Source organism: Methanobrevibacter sp. V14 (genome assembly GCF_963082475.1).
GTDB lineage: Archaea > Methanobacteriota > Methanobacteria > Methanobacteriales > Methanobacteriaceae > Methanocatella.
On sequence record NZ_CAUJAM010000008.1, the window covers coordinates 250,784 to 266,675 of the forward strand.

19 protein-coding genes are annotated in these 15,892 nt (G+C 32.2%); 8 read left to right on the top strand and 11 right to left on the bottom strand.

The annotated features are described in order from the left end of the window. Positions 1-6 precede the first annotated feature (6 nt). Together Q9968_RS07110 and Q9968_RS07115 are read right to left on the bottom strand one after the other, a co-directional pair. Positions 7-1,059, bottom strand: a complete 1,053-nt coding sequence (locus Q9968_RS07110; protein ID WP_305514876.1) for an N-acetylneuraminate synthase family protein — start codon at positions 1,057-1,059, stop codon at positions 7-9. Continuing rightward, positions 1,046-2,725, bottom strand: a complete 1,680-nt coding sequence (locus Q9968_RS07115; protein ID WP_305514878.1) for a cytidylyltransferase domain-containing protein — start codon at positions 2,723-2,725, stop codon at positions 1,046-1,048. The genes Q9968_RS07110 and Q9968_RS07115 overlap by 14 nt, the downstream gene beginning before the upstream one ends. 91 nt (positions 2,726-2,816) lie before the next feature. On the opposite strand from Q9968_RS07115, the gene hypD reads away from it, so the two are divergent. Genes hypD through Q9968_RS07135 form a run of 4 tightly spaced genes read left to right on the top strand, consistent with a single transcriptional unit; the run spans position 2,817 to position 6,285 of the window. Continuing rightward, a complete protein-coding gene (gene hypD, locus Q9968_RS07120) occupies positions 2,817-3,863 on the top strand; it encodes a hydrogenase formation protein HypD (protein ID WP_305515037.1) in 1,047 nt (348 codons plus the stop codon). A 1-nt stretch (position 3,864) separates the two neighbouring features. Then, positions 3,865-4,569 (top strand): phosphoglycolate phosphatase, encoded by a 705-nt coding sequence (locus Q9968_RS07125; RefSeq protein ID WP_305514879.1) that lies wholly within the window; start codon positions 3,865-3,867, stop codon positions 4,567-4,569. Positions 4,570-4,576: 7 nt separating this feature from the next. After that, positions 4,577-5,884: a TldD/PmbA family protein gene (locus Q9968_RS07130; protein WP_305514881.1), complete on the top strand. Its 1,308-nt coding sequence runs from the start codon at positions 4,577-4,579 to the stop codon at positions 5,882-5,884. Next, positions 5,881-6,285: an SseB family protein gene (locus tag Q9968_RS07135; RefSeq protein WP_305514883.1), complete on the top strand. Its 405-nt coding sequence runs from the start codon at positions 5,881-5,883 to the stop codon at positions 6,283-6,285. The genes Q9968_RS07130 and Q9968_RS07135 overlap by 4 nt, the downstream gene beginning before the upstream one ends. Positions 6,286-6,307: 22 nt before the next feature. Here Q9968_RS07135 and Q9968_RS07140 read toward each other — a convergent pair whose 3' ends face one another. From Q9968_RS07140 to Q9968_RS07160, 5 genes are all read right to left on the bottom strand, one after another. Then, positions 6,308-6,556 (bottom strand): hypothetical protein, encoded by a 249-nt coding sequence (locus Q9968_RS07140; RefSeq protein WP_305514885.1) that lies wholly within the window; start codon positions 6,554-6,556, stop codon positions 6,308-6,310. An 8-nt stretch (positions 6,557-6,564) separates the two neighbouring features. Beyond that, a complete protein-coding gene (locus tag Q9968_RS07145) occupies positions 6,565-7,026 on the bottom strand; it encodes a GyrI-like domain-containing protein (protein ID WP_305514887.1) in 462 nt (153 codons plus the stop codon). Between the two features lie 549 nt (positions 7,027-7,575). Then, positions 7,576-7,725: a hypothetical protein gene (locus tag Q9968_RS07150; RefSeq protein ID WP_305514889.1), complete on the bottom strand. Its 150-nt coding sequence runs from the start codon at positions 7,723-7,725 to the stop codon at positions 7,576-7,578. Positions 7,726-7,732: 7 nt separating this feature from the next. Further along, a complete protein-coding gene (locus Q9968_RS07155; protein ID WP_305514892.1) occupies positions 7,733-8,404 on the bottom strand; it encodes a C39 family peptidase in 672 nt (223 codons plus the stop codon). Between the two features lie 20 nt (positions 8,405-8,424). Continuing rightward, entirely contained in the window at positions 8,425-8,661 is a 237-nt protein-coding gene (locus Q9968_RS07160; RefSeq protein ID WP_305514895.1) for a hypothetical protein, read from the bottom strand. Between the two features lie 115 nt (positions 8,662-8,776). Between Q9968_RS07160 and Q9968_RS07165 the strand changes: the two genes are divergently transcribed. Next, positions 8,777-9,343: a hypothetical protein gene (locus tag Q9968_RS07165; protein ID WP_305514897.1), complete on the top strand. Its 567-nt coding sequence runs from the start codon at positions 8,777-8,779 to the stop codon at positions 9,341-9,343. Here the strand turns inward: Q9968_RS07165 and Q9968_RS07170 are convergent. Both Q9968_RS07170 and Q9968_RS07175 read right to left on the bottom strand, forming a co-directional pair. Beyond that, the gene (locus Q9968_RS07170; protein ID WP_305514899.1) at positions 9,338-10,564 is read right to left on the bottom strand and encodes a hypothetical protein; all 1,227 of its coding nucleotides are present in this window, start codon (positions 10,562-10,564) and stop codon (positions 9,338-9,340) included. The two genes, Q9968_RS07165 and Q9968_RS07170, sit on opposite strands and share 6 nt — an antisense overlap. Beyond that, positions 10,561-10,974, bottom strand: coding sequence for a hypothetical protein (locus tag Q9968_RS07175; protein WP_305514901.1), 414 nt, complete (start codon positions 10,972-10,974; stop codon positions 10,561-10,563). The genes Q9968_RS07170 and Q9968_RS07175 overlap by 4 nt, the downstream gene beginning before the upstream one ends. 17 nt (positions 10,975-10,991) lie before the next feature. Here Q9968_RS07175 and Q9968_RS07180 point away from each other — a divergent pair, with 17 nt between their 5' ends. Together Q9968_RS07180 and Q9968_RS07185 are read left to right on the top strand one after the other, a co-directional pair. Further along, positions 10,992-11,099, top strand: a complete 108-nt coding sequence (locus Q9968_RS07180; protein ID WP_305515039.1) for a KEOPS complex subunit Pcc1 — start codon at positions 10,992-10,994, stop codon at positions 11,097-11,099. Between the two features lie 72 nt (positions 11,100-11,171). Further along, positions 11,172-12,191, top strand: a complete 1,020-nt coding sequence (locus Q9968_RS07185; protein ID WP_305514902.1) for an ATPase — start codon at positions 11,172-11,174, stop codon at positions 12,189-12,191. On the opposite strand, the gene Q9968_RS07190 is transcribed toward Q9968_RS07185, so the two are convergent. Continuing rightward, entirely contained in the window at positions 12,185-13,267 is a 1,083-nt protein-coding gene (locus tag Q9968_RS07190) for a nucleotidyltransferase family protein (protein ID WP_305514904.1), read from the bottom strand. The two genes, Q9968_RS07185 and Q9968_RS07190, sit on opposite strands and share 7 nt — an antisense overlap. 81 nt (positions 13,268-13,348) lie before the next feature. Between Q9968_RS07190 and Q9968_RS07195 the strand changes: the two genes are divergently transcribed. After that, a complete protein-coding gene (locus Q9968_RS07195; protein ID WP_305514906.1) occupies positions 13,349-14,605 on the top strand; it encodes a dihydroorotase family protein in 1,257 nt (418 codons plus the stop codon). Between the two features lie 41 nt (positions 14,606-14,646). On the opposite strand, the gene Q9968_RS07200 is transcribed toward Q9968_RS07195, so the two are convergent. Continuing rightward, positions 14,647-15,882: a 4Fe-4S binding protein gene (locus tag Q9968_RS07200; protein ID WP_305514908.1), complete on the bottom strand. Its 1,236-nt coding sequence runs from the start codon at positions 15,880-15,882 to the stop codon at positions 14,647-14,649. Between the last annotated feature and the right edge of the window lie 10 nt (positions 15,883-15,892).

The following is a 15,892-nucleotide window of genomic DNA, read 5'->3' on the forward strand; positions in this document are numbered from 1 at the left end:
ACCAAATTATTCCAACATGTCAAAATCAAGTAATGTATCTTCCAAAATGTCTATCTTTGCAGTTTTTCCAACGACATAGTCAATTTCGGAAGGATAAATACCAGTTCCCGGACGTTTGAATGTTAAATCCTCAGCAGCTATCACATCACCTTTATTAATATCATTTGCAGCAACGATGGATCTTCTTGCTTGTCTTCTGGAAGAAGATTCGCAAATTAATGGCTGTTTATTCTTTTTACCATTAATTTTTGATAAGAAATGAACATTCCATTTGAATTTAATAACATCATCAGGATCCATTGCATGGTAGTGATCATTACCCTGAAGTGTTTTATCTAATGTGAAATGTTTTTCAATTATTGAGGCTCCATAACTATAAGCGGTTGTTAAAACATCCATATTCTTATCAGGTTTTGTGTGATCAGAATACCCTATTTCATAATCAGGGAAATTTGCAGCTAAATCTTTAATCATCAACAAATTAGCATCTTCATATGCTGTAGGATACGATAAAACACAATGCATAATTGCAATATCGACAGTGGAAACTTCTTCAATAGCATTGACTGCCGCTTTAATCTCATTTAATGTTGATGCTCCAGTGGAAAGTAAAATAGGTTTGTTTTTAGTTGCAATATATTGAATAAATGGAATATTCGTTAAATCAGAAGAGGAAATTTTATAAACATCCATGAATTCATCCAAATAATCAACGGCTTCAAAATCAAATGGAGTGGATAAAAAGTTGATTCCGATATTTTGACAATACTCTGCAAGTTCCCTGTATTCCCCAACACCGAACTTATCAAATTTTTTAAACAGTTCAAATTGAGAAGTAGTCGGCTCTTCAGATAAATCCCAATAAGCAGGAGAGTTTTTTGATGCTATTGTTTCAGCTTTATATGATTGAAACTTTACTGCATCTACACCACATTCTTTTGCTTCATCAATCATGAATTTAGCTGCGGCCATGTCAGACATTCCTTCTTTTTTAGCAATGTCATAAAAATTAACACCGATTTCTGCTATTAAATATGGGTATCTTTTAAAAATTTTCATGTTTTACCTCTAGGACAAATTTGCGATATTCTTCACGAACAATAGACCAAACATTTTCAAAACCGTCTTTTAAATCAGTAGCCAACATTTTTTCATTCATTTCTCTTCTTAAATCATAATTATTAACTAAATTAATGAATTCATCGATTATTTCTTGCCTTCCAACATCAACACCCAAACCCAGATTAATAAAACCATTTCTACTGTTAGCAAAGACATGAGTTAACTCTCTTTCATTTTGACACAGACAGATTGTTGGAACACCCAGTGAACAAACCTCATACATTGTTCTGCCAGAAGAAGTAAATATTATATCTGCTTTGAACATGAATTCACTAATATTTAAAACATTTTTATAAATTTGAATTGACGGATAAGGTTCATATTTAGAAATAAGTCCTTCAATATCCCTGTAACCTAATCCAAGTATTACATTAATTCTCCCCTCATAATTAGTAGTTAAAATTGAATCAATGACCTTTTCTGTGAAATTATTTGGGTCAGTTCCGCCAAAGGTGATTAAAATGTTGTTAACCCCTTGAGTGATGATTTTTTGAGGTTGAAAGTAAAATTCATCTTTTAAAATATAATATTTATGACCTGTGAAAACATTTTTTTCACCAATCTCATGCTCATATAATGCATCAAAGACCACATCCGCTACTTCCGTACCGGTTCCCAAATCCTCAAAATTAACTACAAAATAACCATTATTTTTTAAGATAGTAACATATTCACGAGTAGTGTCTAAAATATCATTAACTACAAGCTGTGGAGAGTATTGTCTTAACTTATTTAATAAATCATCACTGCCATCATATGTAGTGAATGGATAATTATAATTATTTACAATGTCGATTCCTAACTGATGAGATTCATCAAGGAAAAATAATACATCATGGAAAACCAGTTTAGAGGCAATTGACAAACACCTGTAAACATGGCCAGTGCCGATTTCATCATAAGCATTTACGACAATAGCTATTCTTTTTTTCTGCAGATAATTCTCAGCAATCCACCAATCTTCATAATTATCAATATCGACACTTTCTTCACGTGATACTTCAATTAAGTCAACATTAACTCCTAAACGTGAATCTTCATGCATGCAATGTCTGCGGGTTGCAAGAATTGCTCCCGTTTCTCTAAAATTTTTTGGCAAATATTGTCTGTTTTTTCTCTCAACATAATTTGGGAAATATCTCTGATTATCCTCATTATATCTCCAACTTAAATGCCTATCATCTACAACAGACAATACACTATCTATCCCAAAATCTTCAAATTTTTCAATAGCCATATCTAAAGTTGAAGTTTTTAACAATGGGGAAGTTGGTTGAAGTGTGATTACCAAATCATATTCATCAAAAGCCTGTTTTTCTTTTTGAATCATAGCATCATAAACAACCGGATCAAGTGGAATTTCATCCCTCGCCAAATCTTTAGAGCGTCTTATAACGCTTGCACCAAATTTTTCAGATAATAATGCTATTTCAGAATCATCAGTAGTTACGACAACATCATCAACATATGCTGAAGATTTAGCTATATTGATGGAATAAGAGATTAAAGGCTTGTTATCAAGTAAACGAATATTTTTACGAGGAATACCTTTTGAACCCCCTCTTGCAGGAATAACTACTAAAATTTTATTATTGTTAAACATGTCTATCCCTTAAAAATTACAATAAAATTTAATTAATGCAATATTAAATATTATAATAATATAATATTAAATCTTCGGTGCTATAATGAATATGAAAGAGATGTCAAAAAAATTGTTAGATAAAATAAATGATTTAGCTACACCAGTTAAAATAATGCATGTTTGCGGCTCACATGAACATACCATCATGGAAAACGGCATTAGGAGTTTACTTCCCGAAGAAGTAGAAATAATTGCCGGACCAGGATGTCCCGTTTGTGTAGTTCCATCACGTGAAATTGATGAATCACTGGAACTTATTGATAAGGGCGTTACAGTAACCACATTTGGGGACATGTTAAGAGTTCCCGGTTCACAAAAATCACTTGCAGATGCTAAAGCAGAAGGTGGAGATGTAAGAGTAGTTTATGGAATCAATAGAGCTATTGAAATAGCTGAAAAAGTAGACAATGATGTTGTTTTTATCTCAGCAGGTTTTGAAACGACCGCACCAACAACCGCTGCAGAATTACTTTCAACACCTCCAGAAAACTTCTCAGTATTGTCCTGTCATAGATTAATCCCACCGGCAATTGATTTTTTAATCAATTCCGGAGAGACCAGTTTAAATGCTTTAATCCAGCCAGGACACGTCTGCACCATAATTGGAACTAAACCATTCGAATACTTCTCAACAGATTATGGAATCCCACAGGTAGTGGCCGGATTTAACCCATTAGACATATTAATGTCAGTTTATATGATCTTAAGACAAATTCATAATGAAACACCGAAAGTAGAAAATGAATATAAAAGAGCTGTTAGAGAAGAAGGAAATGAAGTTGCAACAGATATGATTAATCAGGTATTTGATGTAACATCTAGAGAATGGAGAGGATTTCCCAAAATGCCAAATTCGATTTTAGAAGTTAAAAAAGAATTTGATGACTTTAATGCCCGTGAAAAATATGATATTGAAGTTAAAGATGTTAATGAAGCTCCAAAGGGCTGTATTTGTGGACCGATTTTAAGAGGTCTTGCACGACCTGATGATTGTACATTATTTAGAAAAGCATGTAACCCACTTCACCCAATCGGAGCATGTATGGTAAGCAAAGAAGGAACTTGTAACATTGCCCACAGATATTCAAGAGGATAACATGACAATTGAAGCAATAGCAGTTGATATTGATGGTACAATAACCGATGAGAAACGTCAAATATGCATCTCAGCAATCGAAGCTTTAAGAAAAGCTGAAGATGCGGGAATTCCAACAATTATAGTCACCGGAAATGTTGTTAATTTTGCATATGCTGCAGAAGTGTTTATCGGATGCAGCGGAGGATTAATTGCAGAAAACGGAGGAATCGTTTTTAAGGAAGGTCAAAATGACAATGCTGTTGAAACCATGATAGAACGTGATTTTATAACCTCCGCTGAAAATCACTTAAAAGAAAAGTTAGGTGATAAATTTAACGAACATGCATCTCACGATAATATGTACCGTTTAACAGAAACCGTATTTTACAAAACCATTTATAAAAAAGAACTAGAAGATGCCCTAAAAGATTTTAAATATAGTGATCAGCTTGAAATCTACGATAGTGGTTTTGCACTTCACATTACCGATAAACGTGTTAATAAAGGAACTTCCCTTAAATATTTATGTGAAAGAAATGGAATAAACATGAAAAATGTAATGGCTATTGGGGACAGTCAAAATGATGAAGAATTTTTAAGAGAAGTTGGATATAAAATAGCTGTTGGAAACGCAGACGACAAATTAAAAGAGATTAGTACTTATACTTGTGAAAATTTCTTCGGTGATGGAGTATCCGAAGCCATTGAGAAATTTGCCTTATAGTGATAATATGATATATGAAATTGCAGAAGATGTGAAAAAAGCTGTTGAAAACAAATGTGATGCTTACGAAATTTATATTGATGAAAGCAAAACAATCCAATTAGATTCACTTAAAGATGAATTAAACTTTGCAAAAGAAGAAATTGAACGTGGTCTTGGAGTAAGAGTTATAAAAGACAATAAACAAGGTTTTGCATTTACCTCAAACTTGGACAAAGTAGCTGAAACCGGGTTGCAAGCTATTGATAACACTAAATTAACAAAAATAGATGAGAATTATTCATTTGCGGAAGCTGAAAAAGTAGCTGAAGTAAAAAAAGTTTACGACAATAAATTCAAAGATTTAAGTCTTGATGAAATGGTGGAATTTTTAAAACATACCATTGCAATTGCTGGTGAAAGCGGATGTGAAGTAACTGGTTCTGGATTTAGTGCAAGTGAAGGAAAATCATTAATTATAAATTCAAATGATGTCTCCATTGAAAATGAAGGAACAGGATTTGGTCTTGGTTTATCTGTAACAATACAAAAAGATGGTGAAATTGCAACTGCCTATAACTCAAAATCATCAAGATTCTTTGATATAGATGGTGAAAAACTAGCTAATGAAGTATGTGACCTTGCAAAAAGTTCACTTAACACAAAACCTGTTGAAACTGGAGATTATGATGTGGTACTTGATTATTATGCTGCAGTTGGACTTCTGCAAACATTTTTAGGTGCTTTTAATGGTGAAAATGTAAGTAGAGGAAGATCAATCTTAAAAGATAAATTAGGGGAAAATATTGCAAATTCAACATTATCCATTATTGACAATCCATTACTTGAAAAGGGAATGTATACCTCCAAATGTGATGGAGAAGGAAGTGTTTCTCAAAAAACAGCACTAATTAAGGAGGGTGGATTAAGCTCATTTATTTATGACATCTACACTGCCAATCGTGAAGGCGTAAAAACTACTTCCAATGGAATTAGAGGAACATACTTATCAACACCAATGATTTCACCAACAAACCTCGAATTTAAATTCAGTGAAATGAAGGATTTGTCTGAAATCAGCAATGGAGTTTTAACAACCAGTGTGCTTGGAGCCCATACTACAAATCCCATTTCTGGAGACTTTTCAGTAGAAGCAAGTAATGCATTTAAAATAGAAAATGGAGAAATGGGCGATCCTATCAACAAAGCCATGATTTCTGGAAATGTATTTGAAATTATGAAAGAAATTGAAGGAGTGAAATCCGAAGTCAAACAATATGGACCGTACATTATTCCAAAATTATTAGTTCATAATTTAAGAGTTGTTGGACAATGAACGAAAAACTTAAAGAATTAATTTCAATACCTGAATGTGAAGCAAGCTCTAAAGATGATGAATTATTAGTTGAAGAATTAAAAAAAGCCCAATTGATAATGCCTATTGAAATTATTTCTGCAGATGCTCTTAAAAACAGCACCATTGAGAATATTGAAGAACCTTTACGTTTTAAGCCATTGAAAATACCTGATGATAATGAAAATCAATTTATAGCATTGTTTAGTGATGAAGACGAAGTTATTAAAAGTAATGTGGAATTTGATGTAATCAATATTTATACTGAAAACTTAGCTGAAATAATTCAGGATAGTGATGGAGAATATTTTGGAATAGCTATTAATCCATTTAGCAAGTTTTCACTAGCCATTCCCTTAAACGAATTCATAGAATTATTTTAAAAAAAAGTTTTTTTGAGAAAAATTAGATTTTTTTCAATTTTTCCCGATATCTATCAACTGTATCATGACTAAAATCAAGCTCCAGATAATCATGAGTCATCTTCTTATTATCATCAAAGCTTTTAATTTTATCATCTGAAAGCTTATCAATTTCTTTATCCAATCTATTTAATTGCTTATCAAAAGAATATTCGGATTTTCTCATATTTATGTTGGATTGACGGGCAATTCTTTTAATTTCCTCATCAATATCCAGTTCTTTTTTAGCCATATTATCACTTACATTTCAATGATTGGCAATTGAATTTCAGTTATAAATTCATTTTCATCATCACAATTGTGGAAACTTCTAACTAAAACTTCCTTAGGAGATCCGATAATATCATAATGATTTTCTTGAGCGACTTCAACTAATTCGGCATAGGTATCCAAAATATTATCTGTAGGACCATAATGTTTACCTGCTAAAACTTTATTTGCAATCATATCAACAACACGAATCTTATCGGTCTCATCAGCATCTTCTTTAATTGCAATACTAACATCGTAAACTGCATCGCCTTGATTAACTTCATGTCTTGGTGAGAAATAAACAATAAATGGTTCACCCTCAGTTTCAATCTCTTCAGCATCAACCCATCCCATCAGCATGGAAAGGAAAACACCTAAATCTGAAATAGGAGTTTTACAATTAATAACTCCCAATTTTTGTTCTGGAATAACTTTAACTTCATACTCCATAATTACACCTACCTTAAATTTTTACTTCTAATTGAATAAATAAATTTTTGTTCTATAGTCGAAGTTAGGCATCTGATTTTTCAAACCCTGACCAGATAATGTGAAAGTATGAAAAATAAAAGTTCGCACATAATGAAACGAACAATATTTCACTATCTTTTTCAACACTAACTTCTTTAATAATCATTACTCTTTGTACAGATAATATTTTTGAAAATCATAATATATAAAAATAATATAACCTAAAATGTTGAATTATATTATTATATGTTTTTAAAAAAAAATAATCCCAACTAACAACAATTTGTTGCTAGTTGGGATTAATAGTGAATTACCTTTTATTTATTTTACTCAACAAATCTAAAAAAGAAATAAAAGTAAGAAAAGAATAATAATTTCTCTATAATGGATAATAAAAAACTCTAAAATATTTTAGGCTGATGTTTTAAATCAATTAATATTTTAGTTTTACATCCCCCTTATTTTCACATTCTCTGCTACTATTGCAATGGTGAATAGTCCTATGTCCTCGAGTAAAAAAAAATGGTTTTATTCAAGTGATTGTATTTCTTTTCTGATTTTCAATGCCTCATCAGTCAATTCAGGATATTGACTAAGTTTAGCATATCGTCTTTTCAAGTTTCGTAAATGTATTTGTTCACGATAAGCAATATCCTCCTGTGTTAAAACATTCTTCATAAGTTTATCACCTCGGTTTAACACTATAATAACCAATATCACGGCCATTAGTAGCCTTATCCAATATACTTAGACTGCATTTTTTAATACCTTTAGTAGGGTCTGCGATTTTATAGTAACCCTCTTTAGTGTAACCATAGATTAATATGTAATGTCCATAGTCTCCAGTGTATCCAAGGCAGGTTGCAGGTCGGGTCTGGATATGTGCTATTACCGGCATTCCCGCTTGTAAGCTTTTTTTAACTGCACTGAATCTTCTAGGAATACGAGTCACATTATACCCTAAACTTTTAGCACCATTAATTAACTTGTCAGGTGTAGTACCGGAACCGATAATTGTACCGCAGGCTTTAGCACATTTTTTTTCACTAATGTAATCGAAGCACATTTGTATTGCCATGCTTAGGCTGGTGGGTCCGCATGTGTAACCATTGTCTTGGTAATCCATTACAAGGGGATTATTTGCAGTTGAATTCAAGGACACATAATTAGGATATCTGCCATTTTTCATTATGAATATGTTTTGTGATTCAAATAAACTCATATATTGTGCTTTACTGATTTTATGGGTTTTATTAGCCATGTCTACCATTTTAATGGTGTCGGGTAATTTTTTACCTATACTTTTTCTTAAAATTTTTGCAGTTTTTTTCATTTCATTTTTACTAAATTTAATCATAGGATTCTCACCTCTATTTTTTATATTGTGTCGATTATGGCGATTGGTTGAGTATAATCATTATTCAAGTATAGTAATATTCCAGTATTGCCGATTTTCCGCCCTCCAATAATAGGAATATATTCTATTACTTCATCCTTGTCTGTTTTGACATCCGCATAATGGTTGTCATCATATACTTTTACAAGGGTTATTTTTTCAGGGGTGGGTATTTGACTGATTGTGTGGTCTATTTGTATTTGTATTTGTTTATTCATATTTTAACTTCCTTTAAAATTTTGTGATGGTTTGGAGAGATTGGTTACCCTCTCATTGAAATATTAGTAACATTGAATTCTAATTGCACATATTTCTGAAAGAACTGTACGTAGTTTGTTAAAAGATACGAACCCTTTAAATATAAACTGTTCCTGTAGTACTATTAAAAGTAACATTATTATTTTAAATAATGTATTATGGCAACCTGCTTTAAACGGAGAAACAGGGACCGCATGGGCACTATTCTCATATTCTGAATCAAATGGAGAAGGAGTAGGTAAAGGATTCATATTAAACGGAGGGTTCCCAAATACAAATAAATGGGAACTCACATTTGAATTTAAACATGATAATATACGCTACACAGGAATTACATTCCTCTCATCATTAGTAAATATAACTGTGTGGGGTAATCGCTTAAACTCTTGGGGGGGTTCATGGCCTAATGGTCCAGCATATGCGTCGTATACTAGTGGAACTGTAGGGTGGTTTGATGTGAAGGTTGTTAAAATAGATGAAACTCATATAAGATGCATATCTGAAAAATTAAATAGAGATAGTATAGTAGAACTGCCATGGTTACAAGACTGCCTCCAACTATCATGTGGAGCATTACATAATGATAACTCTTCCAGTTTTGGTCCGTGTAGAATACGGAATGTTAAAGCAATACAATTATAATGCTTTAACAAGGATATTACTCCACATGTAATATCCTCCTGTATTTCTATCACATGGATTATCTCTTGAGCCTAAGCTTAAACGAGGATAATCATTAATTCTGGAGTCTTGAATAAGTAGATGGCCTGTAGGGTCGTGACTGGATAGGATTTCAATAGTGTCAGAGGCAGTTTTTTTAACAGTTATGTGAATATTAGAAAAACTACCTTTATTACTGCACATTCGTTTCGTGAATGTGTTTTCAACAGTAGTGAGAGGAGACCATAATGATCCTCCTTCCCATGATTTTGCGATTTGTAGTTTACTGTCAGTATATGGTTCTGTGCCTACAGGACATATTAATGCTCCAACATAATTTGCGTTTGATGCACTTAAATCTGCGTCTAATTGCCATAATCCTGTGTTGTCCCATCCTTCAGTTAAATAACTTCCATGACTAGTGAATACTCCGTTTTCAGTTTTATTAGTTAAACTTGACCATTTAGTGATTGCATCAGACCCATCTAGTTTTGGTTGCCATAATATAATATTTAAATTTAGGACATTACTTTCAATTTGACTTGAAATTGCTTTTATATTTAAAGGGTTCGTATCTTTTAACAAATAAGATACGCTACAAGTACCATTCGAGTCAGTAACTCCAGAATCAATTAATTCATCACGAGTATGTTTAATTGAATCCAAAGAACATGATGAACTTGAATCTAAATAAACGCTTAAATTTGCACTCCATAATGCCAACTCATGTGATTGTCCATCAACCACCACTGTGGAATATGCATCTTTTTTAATTAATGTGATTTCGGAACCTGAAACTATTCCCAAGTCTGAAAAACTATAACCTGAATCATAACCGCTTTGGAAAAATCGAGGATCCCCACTAACAGAACTTACTTTAATCGTAACTTTATCATCGGGAAAGAGGTCATGAGAAGTTAAATTATTATTCCCCTCAACATATGTAATATTGGATTGCTCTTCAACAAGAATATTATCGAGTATAATAAAGTCCACTTGTTCATCTGGACAACCATTACCCCATTTATCCAATACAGTTGCAGTTAAATTTACAGTATCCCCTTGACTTGCAACATTTTTATCCGAGGTTAAAGTAATTGATTCTGGAACCCATTTTTCCCAAATTATTGTATCTCCTATTTTTAATTGCCTGACGTCTTTACCGTTTAATGTTATATTTTTGGCTCGGGTAAAATCAATCATGATATCACCTCTTCACCATATAAATTATATGTCCCTGTTGTATTATCAGTATAACGCACACCCAGTACCAATGAGTTTAAATCTGTAATTTGCGATTTAGTATGAGTATGAACCAGAGGCGCTTTGGAAGGTAAACCAGTATTAGAATCCTGAATTGATTGTTTTACATTGGAAATATTAGAATCCACATAAGATTTAATAATTTTATTTTGAACCGGTTTAACACTATTATCAGACATACTGGTGTCAACACTATAATCAGTAATCTCTGAAATTTTATGAGTATGATTTTTATCTGCTTTTTCTAATAATAAATTAGTTAACTCTGTTTTAGTAGGATAATCATTAATATTAAACTCCAGACTATCTATTTGCACTGGAAGTAGACAATGAAGACTATCTAGAATCAAAATTAACTGGAAATTCAATTGAATATAAAATTACAAGTGAAAAATTAGGTAGCTTTCTTGCAACTGTTGATGATTTAATTTCTTCTGAAATTGTTGTGGAAAAAATCGTTGAAAAAAGCAAATAATAAAAACTTTTATATAAATAGATTAACAGATATTAGATTTAATATGACTAATTCGTTATGGGAGTGAAATTTATGGAATGTTATTATCATCCAGACAGAGAGGGCACAGATACTTGTGCTATATGTGGAAAATCAATTTGTAAAGAATGTGGTTTAGAAATTGCAGGAAAAGAATACTGTAAAGAATGTTTAGAAAAAATTGTAGGTCTTGGAATTGAAAACAAATCTAAAGAGCAACCTCAATCAGTTGTCAGTCAAGAACCTGTGAAAACTGAACCTGCAAGATTAAATAAAAAACCAGTTGAAGAAAATATATATCAACCACCGGCTGAAGAAGAAATTTATGCTCCTCAAAAAGAAGTTCAACCAACCCATGAGATTAAACAAATTCCTGAAGATTCTCCATACAATATTAAAAAGGATATTGCTTATTCAGGAGGTCTTGAATCATCTTATATACAAGAAAATGAACCTATTCCTCAGATGATAGAAGAAACTCCTAAAATAACTCAAAACGAATATATTGCACCAAATACAAATTCGCAAGAATTTATTTATCCGGATCACTCTTACGAACCTCAGCCAACTAGTGCAAGAATAGAATTAGAAGATAAATATGAAAAATATTTAGATGATTTATACTTCGATGAAAATGATGTGCCTTTAGGGGAACAATTAGCTAAGGATGAGGAAGAATACGGTTCTTTAACTAGAAGACAGTACAGGCCTAAATCTGAAGAACCAATTCTAAAAGAAAAAACAGCAAAAAAACCTAACAGACCAGAAACTCCAGAAGAAATGGAAGCAAGGATTAGAGCTGAAATTTTAGCTGAACAACAAGGCGGCAAAAAATCTAAAAGAGATAAAAAAGGTAAGGACAATATCCATAATCTAAATTATCAAGAAGAAAAAGAGCCAATGGGCATTGTTGACATTCTTTTAACAATTATATTGATTCTCGTTGTGTTAATTGTTATTTACTATTTAATTTACATATTTACATTAAGTACATATTATTCAACATTTATAGATGCAATATATGCACTTTCAAACCCTCAAAATGTAATCAATAATATTTTAAGCCCTCAATAATGGATGATATTTTCATTATTGACTTTTTCTTTAAATTTTTCTAAACTATCTTCATTTTTATAATCTAATACTCTGATATTTGCCGGATATCTGTCAATGTATGTGGATATTGTTTTTTTAGGAATCGGATTTTCCAAAATACTTAAAACTCTTTGGTGGAAATGAGATGAAAATCCTTGTAATATGGAGTTTTCCAAACTTTCTAAATTGTCATGATGCCTATTTTCAATAATCTTTCCTGCTAATTTATCATTGAATAAATTTAGATTGCTTAACTCTTCAAAGGAATAATTGTTTGCAGTATCTAGAATTTTTTCCACATCACGAATACCGTAAATTATGGAACCTTTCCTAATTTCTCTTTTAAGCACTTCAATTGTTTTTTGAGGCATCATATCAACCACCCCCTCAAAATTATCTTGAAGGATGCTTTCACGAATTAAAGTGCCACTTACCCCTTCAATTCTTTTAACAAAAATGAATTTATCAGCATAATCAAATCCTATTTTAGATAATGAATTTGAAAAAGAGGTTATTACATAATTATCTTCCTCAAGTTTACCCTCCATAAGGGTTTCTTTAGTGGTTTTATCTACAATTTTATAGGGTTTTGAAGCGATGTGATGCCCCATATTAATTCTATCTAATATTTCATCCATTCCTTCCACTGCCTTATATCCTCTTGGAATATAATCCGTGTTTAAGGCTTGAAACATTTTACAAAGACATAATGAATATTGACCTGACCCCATAATCCCCATGGGAGGACCTTCAACTACAATATCTGCACCAACTGAAATTGCAATTTCTGCCCTAATTTCCCTAGGCAATATATATGGGATTCCTCTACCACTTCTCTCAAAGAGACCTGGAACAATAGCTACAAATAATGATTTAGGAAACATGCTTTTAGCAGTTTTCATACAATGAAAATGACCATTATGTAAAGGATTATACTCTGTGAAATCTGAAACTAAAATCGTATCACAAGTGCTATCTGAAATTTTACAATCGCATTCCAAATCATTATAAAATAATTCCATATCACGTTTGAGAATACTGGAAACTTGAGACATAATAGAAAATTTATTTTTAAATTTAAAAAAAGTTATGTTTTAAAAATAAGAACAACAAATAGAAACAATAAGGTGACCAACATGGATTTAATTTTAAAGAATTGCAGATTAGTTGATGAAAATGGGGAATGTTTTATTAAAGTTGAAGATGGAAAAATAACCGGCATTTCAAAAACACCCATAAAAGGGGATGATGTACTTGATGTTAAAAACAATTATGTCCTTCCGGGATTTATAGATCCCCATATACATTTTAGAGATCCTGGATTAACTCAAAAAGAAAATTTTAAAACTGGAAGTTTAGCTGCAGCAAATGGCGGATTTACAACAGTTATTGACATGCCAAATACAATTCCTAAAACAAATACATACGCCGCATTAAAAGAAAAAATTAAGATTGCCCAAAGTAAATCTGTAGTTAATTTTGAACTTCAGATAGGTCCAAATTCATTAAAAGAAATGAAAAAGATGATGGAGTTAAATCCGATTTCGGTAAAAGTATTTATGGATTTGGAAAGCGATGAAAGCTTAGGAAAAATATTCCATGATTTATCCATATTAAAAGAAACTACCGATTATAACGGTTTAGTTGCAACACATTGTGAGAAAAAATCCATTGTTGATGTAGAAACTCGAAAATTACAAGAAAAAGGAGAAAATAAAGCTATTGATTATTCATATGGAAGACCTTCACAAGCTGAAGATGAATCTGTAAAACAAGCAATCGAACTTGCAAAGGATAATGATTTAAGATTGCATATTTGCCATCTAAGCTCAAGTAAAGCCCTAAACTTAGCAAAAAGTGTAAGCAAAACCATACCTATAAGTTGGGAATTTACTCCCCACCACCTATTACTAGACAATGCCGCATATAATCTATATGATACCTTCACAAAAACCAATCCTCCACTTAGACCAGAAAAAGATAGTGTAAACATTAATGATTTAGACGAAAATTCAATAATCGGAACTGACCATGCGCCCCACACAATTGAAGATAAAACAAAAGGAATCTGGGAATCCTCTCCAGGAATACCGAATCTTGAAACTGTAGTCCCACTTCTTTTAACGGAAGTGAACAAGGGAAATATAGATTTCAAAACAATACCGAAAATTTTTAGTGAAAATGCATCTAAAATCTATGAATTAAACACAAAAGGAAAACTAGCCATAGGTTACGATGCCGACTTTACAATAATTGATTTGAAGAGAAAAGGTAAATTTAACATCAGTGAATTTAAAACAAAAGCAGAATACTCTCCATTTGATGGATGGGAATATCAAGGATTGCCAATAATGACAATAGTCAAGGGTAAAATAGTAATGGATAAAATATAACTAATTTTTAAAAAAAATAATAAATAGGTGTGTGTTTCCACCTATTTATAACATAAAGCATTTTCTGGGCAAGCTTCCATACATTGACCACATAAAGTACAAAATCCAGCAATTGGTAATTTAGGATTTTCTGACTTATGTAACATATCATATGGACAAGTCTCTATACAGTCACCACATTGATCACATTTAGATGGGTTGAATTCTATTCTGTCTCTAGATACAGTTTCACCATTGATTTCCAATTCAATAGAACCAACAGATAATGCATCATTAGGACAAATAGAAGCACAAGCACCACATCTTATACAACTAGTAAATGATGGATCTGAATCAGTTTCGACTAAAGCTGGGCATGACATACCAGTTTTGGTAATTACACGGATAGCTTCAGTAGGACATTTATTAGCACATGCACCAATGAATTCACATTTTTCTGAATCCCAACCAAGACCTTCAGCATCGACAGGAGAACCTTCACCCCATTCAACATCAATATCTAATGCGTCAACAGGACAAAGTTTTACACATAAACTACATGCAGCACAAATTTCTGGAATCATTACAGTTAAATTTCCGCCATTAGCTTTAATGAAATCTCCAGGACATGCTTCAACACAAGTGTTACATCCAATACATTTAGCTGAATTAAAGGTAAATGATTTGATTTCTTTTGAACGTTTAACAGGTTTTTTCTCGGAAATGAAAATTGCATTCCAAGGACATGTTTGTGAACATAAACCACATCTAATACAATCATCATTTACAGTAATAGGACTTCCCACTTCCTCAAGAGTAATAGCATGTACAGGACAAGGATCTACACAAGTTCCACATCCGACACAATTGTTGATGTAAACAGGTCCTTTTCCTTTAAGATCAAGTTCATACTCTTTAGGTTCAACAACACCAGGAATTCCAATTACATCTACTGGGCAAATGTCAACACATTTTTGACACATTACACAGAATCCTTCAACTTCTTTTAATTTAGCACCAGTGACTTTAATAGTTTCTTGTGGGCAAACTTCTTCACATTTACCACAGGAATCGCATAATATTGAGTTGAATACTAATCTTGCTTGTTCAACGCCTTCAGCAATTTCGTACATTTCAACTTTTAATGCTCCGTTAGGGCAAACATCCGCACATTTAGGTTCTCCACCACAAGTGTCACAGTGAATAATAGCATTTGGTGTTACATCAATAGCTGATGTAGGGCAAGTACCTTCACATGCTCCGCATTTAATACAGCCATCTTCGTTAAATACAATCATTTATAAAACC

Bases quoted from the DNA above. Each gene is read 5' to 3' on its own strand.
- Q9968_RS07110 (WP_305514876.1), bottom strand. From the start codon at position 1,059: ATGAAAATTTTTAAAAGATACCCATATTTAATAGCAGAAATCGGTGTT.
- Q9968_RS07115 (WP_305514878.1), bottom strand. From the start codon at position 2,725: ATGTTTAACAATAATAAAATTTTAGTAGTTATTCCTGCAAGAGGGGGT.
- hypD (WP_305515037.1), top strand. From the start codon at position 2,817: ATGAAAGAGATGTCAAAAAAATTGTTAGATAAAATAAATGATTTAGCT.
- Q9968_RS07125 (WP_305514879.1), top strand. From the start codon at position 3,865: ATGACAATTGAAGCAATAGCAGTTGATATTGATGGTACAATAACCGAT.
- Q9968_RS07130 (WP_305514881.1), top strand. From the start codon at position 4,577: ATGATATATGAAATTGCAGAAGATGTGAAAAAAGCTGTTGAAAACAAA.
- Q9968_RS07135 (WP_305514883.1), top strand. From the start codon at position 5,881: ATGAACGAAAAACTTAAAGAATTAATTTCAATACCTGAATGTGAAGCA.
- Q9968_RS07140 (WP_305514885.1), bottom strand. From the start codon at position 6,556: ATGGCTAAAAAAGAACTGGATATTGATGAGGAAATTAAAAGAATTGCC.
- Q9968_RS07145 (WP_305514887.1), bottom strand. From the start codon at position 7,026: ATGGAGTATGAAGTTAAAGTTATTCCAGAACAAAAATTGGGAGTTATT.
- Q9968_RS07150 (WP_305514889.1), bottom strand. From the start codon at position 7,725: ATGAAGAATGTTTTAACACAGGAGGATATTGCTTATCGTGAACAAATA.
- Q9968_RS07155 (WP_305514892.1), bottom strand. From the start codon at position 8,404: ATGATTAAATTTAGTAAAAATGAAATGAAAAAAACTGCAAAAATTTTA.
- Q9968_RS07160 (WP_305514895.1), bottom strand. From the start codon at position 8,661: ATGAATAAACAAATACAAATACAAATAGACCACACAATCAGTCAAATA.
- Q9968_RS07170 (WP_305514899.1), bottom strand. From the start codon at position 10,564: ATGATTGATTTTACCCGAGCCAAAAATATAACATTAAACGGTAAAGAC.
- Q9968_RS07185 (WP_305514902.1), top strand. From the start codon at position 11,172: ATGGAATGTTATTATCATCCAGACAGAGAGGGCACAGATACTTGTGCT.
- Q9968_RS07190 (WP_305514904.1), bottom strand. From the start codon at position 13,267: ATGTCTCAAGTTTCCAGTATTCTCAAACGTGATATGGAATTATTTTAT.
- Q9968_RS07195 (WP_305514906.1), top strand. From the start codon at position 13,349: ATGGATTTAATTTTAAAGAATTGCAGATTAGTTGATGAAAATGGGGAA.
- Q9968_RS07200 (WP_305514908.1), bottom strand. From the start codon at position 15,882: ATGATTGTATTTAACGAAGATGGCTGTATTAAATGCGGAGCATGTGAA.